The 14040-nt window shown below is 59.8% G+C and carries 10 protein-coding genes; 4 read left to right on the plus strand and 6 right to left on the minus strand.

Annotated elements, in window-relative coordinates:
- Positions 1–50 precede the first annotated feature (50 nt).
- On the minus strand, positions 51–5693 hold the full coding sequence (locus tag V6L81_RS13780; RefSeq protein WP_338660042.1) for a DUF5801 repeats-in-toxin domain-containing protein: 5643 nt from the start codon (positions 5691–5693) through the stop codon (positions 51–53).
- A gap of 226 nt (positions 5694–5919) precedes the next feature.
- Here V6L81_RS13780 and V6L81_RS13785 point away from each other — a divergent pair, with 226 nt between their 5' ends.
- A complete protein-coding gene (locus tag V6L81_RS13785) occupies positions 5920–6933 on the plus strand; it encodes a GlxA family transcriptional regulator (protein ID WP_169917002.1) in 1014 nt (337 codons plus the stop codon).
- Between the two features lie 81 nt (positions 6934–7014).
- Positions 7015–7689, plus strand: a complete 675-nt coding sequence (locus V6L81_RS13790; RefSeq protein WP_095000434.1) for an MgtC/SapB family protein — start codon at positions 7015–7017, stop codon at positions 7687–7689.
- Position 7690: 1 nt separating this feature from the next.
- Here the strand turns inward: V6L81_RS13790 and V6L81_RS13795 are convergent, their stop codons facing one another.
- Positions 7691–7987, minus strand: a complete 297-nt coding sequence (locus tag V6L81_RS13795) for an addiction module antidote protein (protein WP_095000433.1) — start codon at positions 7985–7987, stop codon at positions 7691–7693.
- 1 nt (position 7988) lies between these two features.
- On the minus strand, positions 7989–8282 hold the full coding sequence (locus V6L81_RS13800) for a type II toxin-antitoxin system RelE/ParE family toxin (protein ID WP_095000432.1): 294 nt from the start codon (positions 8280–8282) through the stop codon (positions 7989–7991).
- 157 nt (positions 8283–8439) lie between these two features.
- On the opposite strand from V6L81_RS13800, the gene V6L81_RS13805 reads away from it, so the two are divergent.
- Positions 8440–8682, plus strand: coding sequence for a hypothetical protein (locus V6L81_RS13805; protein WP_307988251.1), 243 nt, complete (start codon positions 8440–8442; stop codon positions 8680–8682).
- Positions 8683–9338: 656 nt separating this feature from the next.
- Here V6L81_RS13805 and V6L81_RS13810 read toward each other — a convergent pair.
- Positions 9339–9995, minus strand: coding sequence for a CoA transferase subunit B (locus tag V6L81_RS13810; RefSeq protein ID WP_095000431.1), 657 nt, complete (start codon positions 9993–9995; stop codon positions 9339–9341).
- 50 nt (positions 9996–10045) lie between these two features.
- The gene (locus V6L81_RS13815; RefSeq protein WP_095000430.1) at positions 10046–10744 is read right to left on the minus strand and encodes a CoA transferase subunit A; all 699 of its coding nucleotides are present in this window, start codon (positions 10742–10744) and stop codon (positions 10046–10048) included.
- 133 nt (positions 10745–10877) lie between these two features.
- Here V6L81_RS13815 and V6L81_RS13820 point away from each other — a divergent pair, with 133 nt between their 5' ends.
- Entirely contained in the window at positions 10878–11759 is an 882-nt protein-coding gene (locus V6L81_RS13820) for a LysR family transcriptional regulator (RefSeq protein WP_095000429.1), read from the plus strand.
- A gap of 103 nt (positions 11760–11862) precedes the next feature.
- Here the strand turns inward: V6L81_RS13820 and V6L81_RS13825 are convergent, their stop codons facing one another.
- Complete coding sequence (locus V6L81_RS13825; RefSeq protein ID WP_095018046.1) at positions 11863–13992, minus strand: FAD-dependent oxidoreductase; 2130 nt, start codon at positions 13990–13992, stop codon at positions 11863–11865.
- Positions 13993–14040: the final 48 nt, after the last annotated feature.

A 14040-nucleotide genomic window follows, 5' to 3' on the forward strand; every position in this document is an offset into this window, starting at 1 on the left:
AAAAGGCCTGGCTCCTTGTGGGAGCCAGGCCTTTTTACCTGCTGCGACATTTACACAATGTCAGTCGGGGCGATATCCGTCACACCCACCAACTTGATAATGCCGGTGATCCCCGTGCCGTCACCGTCGTATGCCAGATAGCCGTCGCCTCCAACGACGCCAAAGTAGTAGTTGGTGGTGCCATTGAGCGCCGTATCGGCGGCGGTAATAAAGGCTGCCACGTTGGCCGCGGGGGCCGCCACTTCCATATAGTTCGCCCCTGTGCCTGCGGTCGGGAAGTTCAGCGTGTCCACCCCGGAAGTGAAGCCGGAGGAGATCACTGTCGTTGCCGCAGTCAGTGAGCTATCGGTATCCAGGCCGCTGAAGTTGAAGGTGTCGGCCCCCACACCACCGGTGAAGGTTTTGTCCCCTTCGATGGTCACATTCAGGGTCTGGGCTGCGGTTGAATCGGCATCCGCATCCGTCACCACGACGTTGAAGGCCAGATGGGCATCCGGGGTGGTCGAGGTGACAAAACCCAGGTCAGTGATCTTGATCACATCGCCATCCCAGGTTCCCGCTTCACCGGCTTCTACAGGGTTGCTTTTACTGCCCTCGCCGGACTCGTTGCTGAAGGTCAATGTGCTGCCGGTACTGACCCCGCTGACGCCCACATTGCCATTGAGGTTGTAGCCGCTACCGCTGACACCCTCGGTGGAATCCAGCACCTGCAGGCCCTGGATCAGGTAGTTCTCGCCGCCGAAGTTGTAGTCGTTGCTCTCGATAATCACCGCACCGTCGTTCTGATCCAGGGTGATCCCGTAGGCTGCGGGGTTGGCAATCGGATGGAAGTTATTGGGTGAAGTCGAGGCGTTTTTTATGATGATGTCTTCGCTGTCGACAATGATCGCCCGGGTGATTTGGCTGTTGTCGTCAGGATCGATAAGCTTGAGCACCAGTACCAGGTCCTCGCTGCCGATGCCGTCGAACTTGACGTAGATCCCTTTGCTGGTGGCTGTGGGCGCTGCGGCTGTATCACCGAACGGGCTGGCGGTGAAGAAGTCCAGGTCCATTACCTCGCCTTGCTGGATGGTGTCACCGGCCACGCCGGCGGCGGTCCCGGAAACACTGACCCATGAGGTGGCGGCAGAGAACAGCTCACCGGGGACGAAGGCGCTGTTGCCACCGGCCATGATGTTATTGGCACCGGTGCCTGAACCCTGTTCAGCGAAACCGCTGAACTGCACAAAGAAGTCGTCGGCCAGCTTGGCCACCGACACCGGCGGTTGCTGGTTGATTGGCGTTGTGCCGCCAATGTTGTAGCCGGTGAAGCCTTGTGCTGCGGAGGTTTTCAGGATGCTGAAGCTGTCGATATCGTCCGTCAGGCTCAAGGTGTAGGTATCTGCCACCTTGTCAAAGGTCATGGTACCGGTTGCGTTGGTCAGCGCGCCCAGCGTCGGGTTGTTGGAAACATAGGTGAAGGAGAGGTTAAACACCGCACTGGTGTCTGACTCCGAGGCCCATGTCACCACTTTGTTGCTGATGGCGGTGGTGCCCACCGTGCTGTCTCCCATGCTCACGGACAGGTCGCTGTTTGCAGAGCTGTAGACCGTTCCCAGGCGCTCATCCGCGCCGATGTCATAGGCAAATACGCCAGTGCCGCCTGGAGTCGGGTTGCTGGCGTTGGCATAGACCACATTGGACTTGGCGGTGACCACGGGCGAGTCGTCATCCACGGTAATCAGCAGGCCGTTGGCGGCGGCCGTGATGCTGTCGCCGTCATAGTCCGTGGCGTTGATTGCAGTGCCCAGAGCGATGTTCAGATCGTTCTCGTTCAGGCCGGCGGCATGGTCGAGTTGATCGAGCAGCATAAAGGCATAGGCCCCTGTCGCCGCTTGCACGCTGAAGGTGAACACCGAATTGCCGGCCCCGGCAGAAGCGGTCAGCAACCAGGTGTTACTGCCCGCGTCATAGGCAGTGGCATAGGTCACCGTGACCCCGCCGCTTTTCAGGCCCAGGGCTGACAGGCCATTGGTGGTCAGGGAGTAACTCAGCGGCTCGTCTGCGCCGGACTGGAACAGGGCGCTGACATTGCCGCTGGCCAATACGATTTCCCCGGCCACGTCCCCGGTACCGCCCGGGATACCATCACCGGGGCCAGAGTCGGCCGCGCCTTCAAGTACACCGTCTTCGTCCACCGTGCCGGTGAGCAGATTGATCGATGCGAGTGGCGTGTCGTCATCCACCGTGATCACCAGGCCATCGGCCGCTGCCGTCACACTGTCGCCGTCAAAGTCGGTGGCGTTGAGGGTCGTGCCGAGGGCGATGGTCAGATCATTCTCGTTCAGGCCGGCGGCATGGTCGAGTTGATCCACCAGAGTAAAGGCATAAGCGCCGGTTGCAGCGTGTAGGCTGAAGGTGAACACCGTATTGCCAGCTCCGGCCGAGGCCGTCAGCAGCCAGGTGTTGCTGCCTGGGTCAAAGGCGACCGCGTAAGTGACGGCCACGCCGCCGCTCATCAGGCCCAGTGCTGCCATGCCGGTGGTGGTCAGCGAATAGCTCAGGGCTTCGTCTGCACCCGACTGGAACAGGGTACTGACATTGCCGCTGGCCAATACGGTTTCCCCGGCCACATCCCCGCTACCACCGGCGATGCCATCGCCGGGGCCGGCGTTAGCCGTGCCTTCCACCACACCGTCTTCGTCCACCGTACCGGTGAGCTGATTGATGGAAGCGATCGGTGAATCGTCGTTCACCGTAATCACCAGGCCATTGGCCGCTGCGGTCACGCTGTCGCCGTCAAAATCAGTGGCATTGACGGCAGTGCCGAGGGCAATGCTCAGATCGTTTTCGTTCAGGCCGGCGGCATGATCGAGTTGATCCACCAGGGTAAAGGCATAGGCGCCGGTTGCGGCGTGCAGGTTGAAGGTGAACACCGTATTGCCTGCTCCGGCCGAGGCCGTGAGCTGCCAAGTGTTGCTGCCTGCGTCAAAGGCGACCGCATAGCTGACGGCCACACCGCCGCTTTGCAGACCCAGGGCCGCCATGCCATTGGTGGTCAGCGAGTAGCTCAGCGCTTCGTCCGCGCCGGACTGGAACAGGGTGCTGACGTTGCCGCTGGCCAATACGATTTCTCCGGCCACATCCCCGGTACCACCGGCGATACCATCGCCGGGGCCGGCGTTAGCCGTGCCTTCCACCACACCGTCCTCGTCCACGCTGCCGGTGAGCTGATTGACTGTGGCGACAGGGGTATCATCGTTCACCGTGATCACCAGGCCGTTGGCGGCTGCCGTTACCGTGTCGCCATCAAAGTCGGTAGCGTTGATGGCGGTGCCAAGGGCGATGGTCAGATCGTTCTCGTTCAGGCCGGCGGCATGATCGAGTTGATCCACCAGGGTAAAGGCATAGGCGCCAGTGCTTGTGTGCAGACTGAAAGTGAACACCGTATTGCCTGCTCCGGCTGATGCAGTGAGCAGCCAGGTGCTGCTGATGGCATCAAAGGCCACCGCATAGGTGACGGTCACTCCGGCGCTTTTCAGCCCCAGGGCTGACAGGCCATTGGTGGTCAGCGAATAGCTCAGTGGCTCGTCCGCACCGGAGGCAAACAGGGTACTGACATTGCCGCTGGCAAGCACGATTTCCCCGGCCACATCACCTGTGCCGCCTGCGATACCATCACCGGGACCAGCGTTAGCCGCACCTTCGAGCACACCGTCTTCGTCCACCGTGCCGGTGAGCTGAGTGACGGTGGCAATCGGGGTGTCGTCATCCACGGTGATTACCAGTTTCTGCGCCGTAGCGGTGACCGAGTCACCGTCCTTGTCGGTGACCTTGAACACCGAACCCAACTGCAGCAGCAGTTCGTTTTCGCTGTTGTCGCCACCCACCGTATCCGGGTGGTCGAGTTGATCGAGAAGGGTGAAGGTATAGCTGCCGTCAGAGGTATTGATCAGCTCCAGCTTGAACACCGCGCGGTCAGTGGCGGCGACGTATTCAGCAGCGGCACCGACATAGCCCCACAGGGTGTTGCCGATCACGTCATATTTCACCGCCTCGCCTTTGGAGGCCAGCGCCACCGCAGTCGCGGCGCTGTCAACTACTTGCACGCCGGAAGTGTCGTTGGACAAGGAGTAGCTTGCCGGTGCATCAGTACCAGATGTGAATACAGTGGCCACAGTGCCTGAGGCCGATGCCGGAACCAGCAGGCCCGCGTCGCCGACACCGCCGTCGATGCCGCCAATCAGACTGTCTTCATCCACCAGTGCCGTTACTGGTAGCCCGGCAGCAGCAGGGCCGTCGTCTTCAAAGTTAAACTGGCTGCCGACCTCCTGAGGCACGGCCACCACATTGGGCAGATGGAAACCGCCGATATCGAACGTGGAGTTGCCGGTGCCGCTGTTTTCAATTACCACGCGATTGTGGGTGCCCTCAACGGTATATTGCAGGGAGAAGTTGGCTTCGAAGCCGACAATCGTTGCGGTGCGGTCAAGGCCGCCATTACTGGTGTTGAAGGTCACACTGATGCTGCCGAGCGTGGTATTTGCCGTGACCCCGGTCAGGCCGGCGATGGCAATACCATTGGCACCGATCACCGTGATACTGGCGATATAGCCAAGATTGTCTGCCCCGTTTACCGCATGGCCATTACCGTCAAGCAGGCCGTCATAGTAAGCCGATCCGACCTCCAGGCCGGTGGTGAAGGCGCTGATAGTGGCCGCACAGGTTTTCGGGGGGGTGGCCTGGGCGATGACAATGGTTGCGCCGCTTGCCGCGAAGAGCCCGCCAAACAGGATGTTGCTTTCGTTGGTCGCCTCACCATGGGTCAGGTCTGGCACGGTGTAACGCGCGTCCGGGTTGCTCACAAAACTGAAGATCATGCCTTCGCCAGCCTTGATCCCCTGGCTGTTGGTGCCGATGGTGGTAGGGCCGGCACCCTGGCTGGTATTGACGGTGTCAGCCTGATTGGCAGGTACCTGATCCGGGTCCATGCCGGTAACGATCAAGCCGGTGGTACTGCCACCTGCCTTGAACATCAGAAAGCCGTTCTGCCCGGAGGGCAAACCGGCGAAATCAAAAGCCAGATCCTGGCTGGCGGTTACCCAGAGGTGGTTGGTCATGTCGACCACATCATCGGGGTTGGCGGTGTCCGGGTGCAGCAGCGGTTCTTGCTGCACCATCCAGACCTTGGCCCCGGTTGCGGTTTCCTCCAGATAGGCAGCAAAAATAAGGGTACCGCCCGGATCTGCCAGGTCGTCCTCGGGTGCGGGTGTCGCCCCTTCAGTGCCAGCACGGCCCAGCACGATATTGTTGGTCGTGTCCGTATAAAGAAAGATTCTGGTGCCATCGAGGGTATACAGGCCGCTCCAGTCCGAGCCGCTGTTGGCGTTGGTCGGGTCGCCCAGCGCCTTGCCCTGGGCATCGGTAAAGGCCAGGTCCGCGTAGGTACCGGTGATGGTGATCAGGTCGGCACCGCTGTTGCCAGCGGCGCCGGTATAGCCACTCAGCGCCGCATTCTTGACCGGTGTGGCGCCCAGCAGAGTGAACAGACGGGACTCGAATGCGAAGGGCAGGTCGCCGGTATCATCGGTACCATTGATGGCCGCGACGGTGATGTCGTTATCGTTGATATCTTCGATATCGGTGGAGGTGGCGGCGTTCTGCAAACCGCTCGTTTCATCGACCGTGATACTGCTGTTCAAGATGATAGCCATGACGCTCTCCTGGCTGATTCCGGACACAGAGCTGACCGCTGGGGATTTATTGCGACAGATCTCAACTATGGGTTTGTGCGTCAGGTTGCGCATCGGCCGATACTCCCAGGCGGTCTGGGAGTATCGGCCTATCAGGGAGGGGAAGCAGGAGAGCTGAGGCAGGAGCTTTTTCACCTGCCTACGGTTAGCATTGCGCCTTATAAATACACAAGAAACGGATCGAATCTTGACCGAACGACGTCAATTCAGCACCGGCATGAAGGGCAAGAACCTTCGCTACCTCAAAGACAGTGCCATAGAGCCAGGGCCCATGGTGCGTACCGGTTTTGTGTTGCTGGAGCATTTCTCGCTGCCGGCCTTCACCCAGGCGCTGGACACCATCATTACTGCCAACCTGCTGCGTGCCGGTTTGTTTTCTTCGCGCACCTATGGCTTGAGCGACGGTGAGGTGGTCAGCGATCTGGGACTGGTTATCCGCCCCGATGCGTGTATTGATCCGGCGATGATCCATGAACTGGACCTGTTGGTGATCTGCGGGGGTTACCGGACCGAGTTGAAGCTCAACGATGAGTTGAGCAGCCTGCTCAGGACGGCTGCGCGTGCGGGTATCACGCTGGGCGGGTTATGGAACGGCGCCTGGTTTCTCGCCAGTGCCGGGGTGCTGGACGGTTATCGTTGCGCAATCCACCCAGAGCATCGCCCGGCACTGACCGAAGTGGCCAAGGCAGCGCAAGTCACCAGTGAACCCTATGTTATCGATCGTGACCGGATGACCGCCTCCAGTCCTGCCGGAGCCTTCCAGATGGCTCTGGGCTGGATCAAGAGCCTGCATGACAAGGCACTGGTGGAAGGCATCGAGGATATTCTGGCGTTCGAGGAGTCACGCTACCGAAGGATCAAGCCGGCGGAAAATATCTGCGTCAGTGCGCCCTTGCGCGAAGTGGTCAAGCTGATGGACGCCAATCTCGAGGACCCTCTGGAGCTTGAACAGCTTGCGGTTTATGTCGGCCGGTCCCGACGTCAGCTCGAGCGCCTGTTCAAGGAGCAACTGGGTACCACGCCGCAGCGCTATTACCTGGAACTGCGCATCACTGAAGCGCGGCGTTTGCTGCAGCACACCGAGCTGTCTCAAGTCGATGTTTTGGTGGCATGCGGGTTTGTCTCGCCCAGTCATTTCAGCAAGTGCTACAGCGCCTATTTCGGCTATCGACCATCCAAGGAAGTGCGCCTGGTCAAATAACTCAGCCCGGCACAGTGCCGATCCTTGACTATGCTGTGGGCACTTACTGCGCAGGCAGATGCTCTGGTTAGAGGGGTTGGGATGATTTCAGAATGGGAAATGATTGGCCGTTTGCTGCTGGCAGCGGTGCTCGGCAGCTTGATTGGCTTGCAGCGCGAGCATCAATTCTGGACAGCAGGTTTGCGGACGCACATGTTGGTGGCGACCGGGGCATGCTTGTTTATGACCGTGTCGGCCTTTGGTTTCCAACAGGCGCTAACCCAGCCGGGCACGCAACTGGATCCTTCGCGGATTGCTGCGCAAATTGTCACCGGCATCGGCTTTCTCGGGGCCGGGTCGATCATGATGCGCGGCGAAGTAATCAAGGGGTTGAACACGGCGGCTAGCCTGTGGGCAGTGGCGGCTATCGGTATGTCCATTGGCGGCGGCATGTATGTGCTGGGCGTAGCTGCGACCGTGTTGATTCTGGCCATTTTGATTGCCATCGGGCCTATCGAGCACCGCTATCGCGATTATATAAAGGTCCATGTGATCAAGCTGGTGGCCCCTCTTGGGGTGGTGAATCGCCAGAGCCTTGAGGAGTTTCTCGGTGAGGATGCTGCGCGACTCAAGCAGGTGGTGGTTGAGCAGGGGCCGGACATGGGGACCGAGAGCATCACGGTGGAGTTCAAAAGAACCAGCCGGGTTGAGACGGCAGAGCTGTTGAAGCGGATTTTGACCATTCCGGATGTCAGGGAAGAGCAGGCGCCGCATTAATTCAAGGCCTGTTGCCCTGGGTTGTAGCCTGCAAATCAATACCCAGGGAGTGCATGACTTTAATTACGGTTTCAAAACGAGGCTTGGCACCCGCAGCGAAAGCCTTGTACAAACTGGCACGACCAAGCCCGGTGGCATTGGCTATTTGCCCCATGCCACGAGCTTTTGCAACGTAGCCAACGGCACGGATCAGTTCGTCAGTGTCACCGTCGGCAAGCACTTGAGTCAGGTATTCGCTGATGGCCTCATCGCTGTTCAGCAGCTGTGCCATGTCGAAGGGCAGTAGCGTAGTGGTCATGTTAAATCTCCTTTGCCATTTTATGCGCCTGGCGGATATCGCCAGGCTGTGTGGACTTGTCACCCCCGGCCAGCAAAATCACGATCGAGACCTCGCGCAGGGTGAAATACACCCGATAGCCTGCGCCGATATCAATGCGCAGCTCAGATACGCCATTGCCCACGGATTTGAAATCACCCAAGTTGCCGGTTGATACCCGGTCAATTCTTCGGGCGATGGCGATCCGTGCACGCATGTCTCTTAAATTCAGCAGCCAATCAGCAAAAATTATGGTTTGCCGTATCTCGTGATTCATCAATGATTGTCTCCATTTGGAGACGATTTGCAAGCCTTGTTGTATGCCAGCATGATTTGCTCCGATGAGTGGTTGCGGCTTGGGTGGTGGTCTCGAAAAAGACTAACCACCGGCCTTCATCGCAGCAGGACAAATATGTGAGCGGCCATGACAAACCATGCCCTTGATGCAGGCGACTACGCGGGCTGGGCCATGGCTGGTGTTTGACGCACTGTCACAGCCCTCGCAGTTGGTGGACACCGCCACCGAACAGCCGCTGGCCTTGATGCAACCGGTGGCTGCGGATGGTCGGGTGATTGGGCCCGGGCAAATCCGGGTAAAAAAATCGAGGTGTGAAGTCTTGAGTCCTGCAGCCGCTGCGGCTTCAGAGTTCACACTCGGATTACGCTTGCACCTGTAGATACTCTGTTGCAGGTAAAGTCCTATTTGGGAGCGAGTGTTTCTGTAGTCGCTGCCGAGGAACTACGCACGAACCGAACAGGCCGGCCGGTCGGCCGCCTCGTGGCGCAGTGCTTTTGATCTGCCAGCCCTCCCGGGAGGCCGAGAGGAGGTTCTGTGGAGTGGGTCGACCGGCATGGATGCCGGGAGAGCCGCGATGGGCCATGGATGGCCCGTGGCGGCGTGCCCACGGAGCAGGACCGGAGCGAGGGAACCTGAGCGTAGCGAAGGCCGTACGATGGGGCGAGGACTTTTTGGTTCCTTTTTGGTCCTTCAAAAAGGGACTCGCCGTAAGGGCGAAACCAATATTCCAGTTAGACACAAATGGCGGATATGTACTCAACGTATCAGTTAAAAAAACAAGATCAAGCAGATCACAACCATCACACAACAATTGACAACCTGTGCGAAAAATCCTGAAAAAACGTGAGCTGGCAGTCTCTGGAGATACTCTGTTGCAGGTCAAGCCCTATTGTCGGAGCGAGCCTGCTCGCGAACGACCTTCGCGAGCAGGCTCGCTCCCACAGTTGCAGTGTTTCTGTAGTCGCAGCCTCGCTCCGCGAGTCAGCTGTTACAAAGAGCCCTTGACCGGTAACAGAGTAACTACAGGAATTTCGGTTAAAACTGCATCTCGGGCACATGCTCGGGGACGATCAGTTTGCCGGCGGTTTTGCTGACGATTTCTTCAACACTGACACCCGGGGCACGTTCTTTGAGGATGAAGGCGCCGTTGTCGATTTCCAGATAGGCCAGGTCGGTCAGCACGCGCTTGATGCATCCGGCGCCGGTCAGTGGCAGGCTGCAACGCGCCAGCAGTTTGGACTCGCCGTCCTTGGACGCATGGGTCATGGTGACGATGATGTTCTCGGCACCGGCCACCAGGTCCATCGCTCCACCCATGCCCTTGACCAGTTTTCCGGGGATCATCCAGGAGGCGATATTGCCCTGTACATCGACTTCAAATGCGCCGAGCACGGTCAGATCAATATGGCCACCCCGGATCATTGCGAAGGATTCTGCCGAGGAAAAAATCGACGCCCCGGTGCGCGCAGTCACAGTCTGCTTGCCGGCGTTGATCATGTCGGCGTCGGCTTCACCGACGCGGGGGAAGGCACCCATGCCGAGCAGGCCGTTTTCCGATTGCAGCATGACTTCCATGCCTTCGGGGATGTAGTTGGCAACCAGGGTCGGAATACCGATACCCAGGTTGACGTAGAAACCGTCCTGCATTTCACGGGCGACGCGCTGTGCCATTTGTTCTCGGGTAAGAGCCATTTTTGTTCTCCGTGCTCAGGTTCAAAAGCTTGGGGCAGGGGGGCTGAGGATCAGTCGCGCTCGGTGAGCTGTTCGATGCGTTTTTCAAACGTGCCGCAAATGATCCGGTCGACGTAGATGCCGGGAGTGTGGATCTGCGTCGGGTCCAGTTCGCCGGGCTCGACGATTTCTTCGACTTCGACCACGGTGATCCTGCCGGCCGTGGCGGCCAGGGGGTTGAAGTTCTGCGCGGTGTGGCGATAAATCACGTTGCCGAAGTGATCGGCTTTCCAGCCTTTGACAATGGCAAAATCGCCGGTGATGGACTCTTCCATCAAATAGGTACGCCCTTTGAATTCACGGGTTTCCTTGCCGTCGGCGACCGGGGTGCCGACCCCGGTAGCGGTGAAAAACGCCGGGATACCGGCACCGCCGGCGCGCATTTTTTCCGCGAGCGTACCTTGCGGGGTCAGCTCCACTTCAATTTCGCCGCTGAGCAACTGTTTTTCGAACAGGGCGTTTTCACCGACGTACGAGGCAATGACCTTGCGGATCTGACGGTCTTGCAGCAGTACGCCAAGGCCGAAACCGTCGACTCCGCAGTTGTTGGATACCACGGTCAGGTCACTGATGCCCTGGCGCTTTATCTCGTTGATCAGGTTCTCCGGGATGCCGCACAGGCCAAAGCCGCCAGAGATCACGGTCATGCCATCCTTGAGCCCGGCCAGAGCTTCTTCATAGGACGCCACACGCTTGTCGAAACCTGCCATATGCACCTCTTTTATTGTTCGCCGGCTGTGCTCAGCCATTGGTGATGAGTGTTACTGCGTATCATTGATTTGATAAGTTGATTTTTGCGTCGGATTAATAGATAAAACAAATCAATAAGCCTGAGGCCTGGCCATGACCGTAAAACAAATCCGTGCCTTTCTTGCGGTGGCCCAAAGCCTGAGTTTTGCCGTGGCCTGCGAACGTCTGCATTTGTCGCAGTCGGCCCTGAGCCTGACCATCAAGGCGCTGGAACAGGGCCTGGGCGGGCGATTGTTCAGTCGCACCACGCGCAATGTCGCCCTGACCCCGGAGGGCGAGTCGCTGTTGCCGCTGGCCCGGCGTTTGATTGCTGACTGGGACAATGTCGAAGACCAAATGCGCCAGCGCTTCACCCTGCAGCGCGGGCGCGTCACCCTGGCCGCCATCCCGTCGTTTTCGGGCAACTTGCTGCCGGCCATTGTGAAAAATTTTCGCGCGCGGCATCCCAAGGTCAACGTCACGGTCAACGATGTGATCAACGAGCAGGTACTGGAGATGGTGCGTGACCGGGAGGTGGAGCTGGGTGTGGCCTTCGAGCCGGCAGGCGCTTCGTCGCTGACGTTCACCCCGCTGTATCTGGACCGTTTTGTAGCCGTGGTGCCCCGTGACTCGGCACTGGCCGGGCTTGACTTGATCGACTGGCAGACCCTGCTGGAACAGCCCTTTATCACTCTGCAACGACCGTCTGCGGTGAGGGTGCTGCTGGAAGAACACTTGCAGGCGCGGCAGATGAAATTGCCGGTTGAATTTGAAAGCCATCAGTTGGCCACGGTGGGCCGCATGGTCGCCAGCGGGCTGGGCGTGAGCGTGGTGCCGGCCCTGTGTGCCGAACAGATGCGTGAGCTGGGAGCCTGCTGCATCACCTTGCATGAGCCGGTGGTGGAGCGGGCCATTGGCGTTTTGACCAAGCCAGGCCATGAGCTTTCGTCGGCGGCCCAGGCGATGTTCGACAGCTTGTTGGAAAGAACCTGGTAATCGCGGTTGTGGGAGCGGGCTTGCTCGCGATGGCATCGACGCGGTTCAACCGCTATACCGCGCCGCCTGCATCGCGAGCAAGCCCGCTCCCACAGATGAACCGCTAGGCCTCGCGTCCGGCTTTGTGCCCGGCGCTGATTGCGCCTTCGATATAACCGATACTGTGGCAGTCGCCGATGCTGCTGGCGCTCAACCCCGCTCGGGTCAGTTCGTCGAGCAGTCCGGTATCGGGCTGGGCGCCGATGGCAAGTACCACGGAGTCGGCGTCACTCTGCGCCGAAGTGCCATCGGCCAGTTGATAGCGCACGCTGTGGCCGTCGATCGCCGTAACGCTGGCCCCGGTGATCAACTCGCCGCCATGCACACGAATTTCATGCAGCACCCGCCAGCGCCGCACAATGGCCAGCTCCCGGCCCAGGTGAGTACCGCTTTCCAGCACGGTGACCTGACGTCCGCGGGCAATCAAAAATTCCGCCAGCTCCAGGCCTACCAGGCCGCCACCGATAATGGTCACGCGCTTGCCCAGCGGCATCCACACCCGCGACAGTTTTTCCATGGCTTCACGGCTATCAGTCACGCCAGTCAGGCTGCCGGCCTTCATCAGTGCACGCTGGGTGAAGGACAGTTTGCGTTTGGCTATTTCTTCAGCACGGTCACCCGTCATCAAACGGCGCAGTTCGTCGCCACTCCAGACATGGTCCTGATCGGCGCCGGGGATGGCCGGTGCCGCACGTTCGGCACCTACGGCCACCAGCACCTGATCGGCACCCAGGTCGCGCAGCAGGGCAGGGCTGGCCAGGGTGTTGAGGCGGATATCAATCGCCGACTGCTGCACCTGCACCTTGAGATTTTCCAGCAGGCGGGCGTTTTCGGCATAGGCGAGGCCGGCGAAAAACAACGTGCCACCGAGGCGGTCGCTGCGCTCGAGCAGGGTCACGCGATGGCCGCGTAACGCGGCGATGCGTGCGGCTTCCATCCCGGCAGGCCCGGCTCCCACCACCACCAGATGCTTGGGTGTGGCAGTGGGGCCGATGACGTATTCGAACTCATGGCCGGTCATTGGGTTGACCGCGCATTTGACCCGCTCGTTGATAAAAATCTGGCTCACGCACACGTAGCAGTAAATGCACGGGCGGATACTCGCTTCCTGGTCGTTGAGCAATTTGTTGGGCAGGTCCGGGTCGGCGAGGAACTTGCGGGCCATGGCAATGAAGTCGCAGTCGCCGCGCTTGAGGGCGGCTTCACCGACCTCCGGCTCGATCCGCCCCACGGCAATCACCGGGACTTGCACGCTACGCTTGAGCGCAGCGGTCCATTCCAGATACCCCCCAGGCTTGTGCACCAGTGGCGCCTCGGTAAACACCACGCCGCTGGTGATGCGCGCAGTGGCCGAAACGCTGACCGCATCTACACCTGCCGCCTCGGCCATGCGTGCCACGGCGATGGCATCCTCAAGATTGATGCCGCCGGGGGTGTGCAGTTCTTCGGCATCCAGGCGCAGCCATACGGCAAATTCATGGCCGACTTTGGCCCGTATTGCAGCGATGATTTGCAGCAGCAGCCGGGCACGGTTCTCCAGCGAGCCGCCGTACTCGTCTTCACGCTGGTTGTAATAGCCGGAGAGGAAACCGGCGATGATGTAGCCGTGGGCCGCATGGATTTCCACACCGTCGAAACCCGCTCGCCTGGCGCGGTCGGCGGCACTGGCAAACCACTCGATCATCTGCGCGATATCGGCGCTGTCCATTACACGGATCGGTGAGCCTTCGGCGCGACGCTTCATGGAGCTGACAAAATTGGCCAGTTCTTCGGGCGTCAGCGCGGCCATCATGTCGCTTTGCAGCACCGGTGGCACCGAGGGCACCCATAGTTGCCGGCCTTCGGCCATGTCGCGCACTGCCGTCTTGCCGGCGTGCTGCAACTGCATGGCAATTTTTGCGCCGTGCTGGTGGACGCGCTCGGCGAGCCGGCTCAAACCGGGGATAAAGTCATCGCTGGAAACGCCGACCTGGAATGGCTCGGCGGTCCCGGCCGGAAACGCCACCGAGCACACACCCATGATCAATAGCCCGGCGCCGCCACGGGCGCGGGCTTCGTAATAGGCCTGAATGCGCTCGCCACACTGGCCATTGGCCTCGGCGAAGTTGGAGCCCATGGGCGCCATGATGATGCGGTTGCGCAGTTCAAGAGAACCTATGCGACCGGGTGCCAGTAACTGAGGGTATTTTGTCATTGTTATTTCAGCCCGAGCGGGTGTCTGGAAGGGCTACGGCCGCCCGCA

This window comes from Pseudomonas bubulae (assembly GCF_037023725.1).
In the GTDB taxonomy this organism is placed as follows: Bacteria; Pseudomonadota; Gammaproteobacteria; order Pseudomonadales; family Pseudomonadaceae; genus Aquipseudomonas; species Aquipseudomonas bubulae.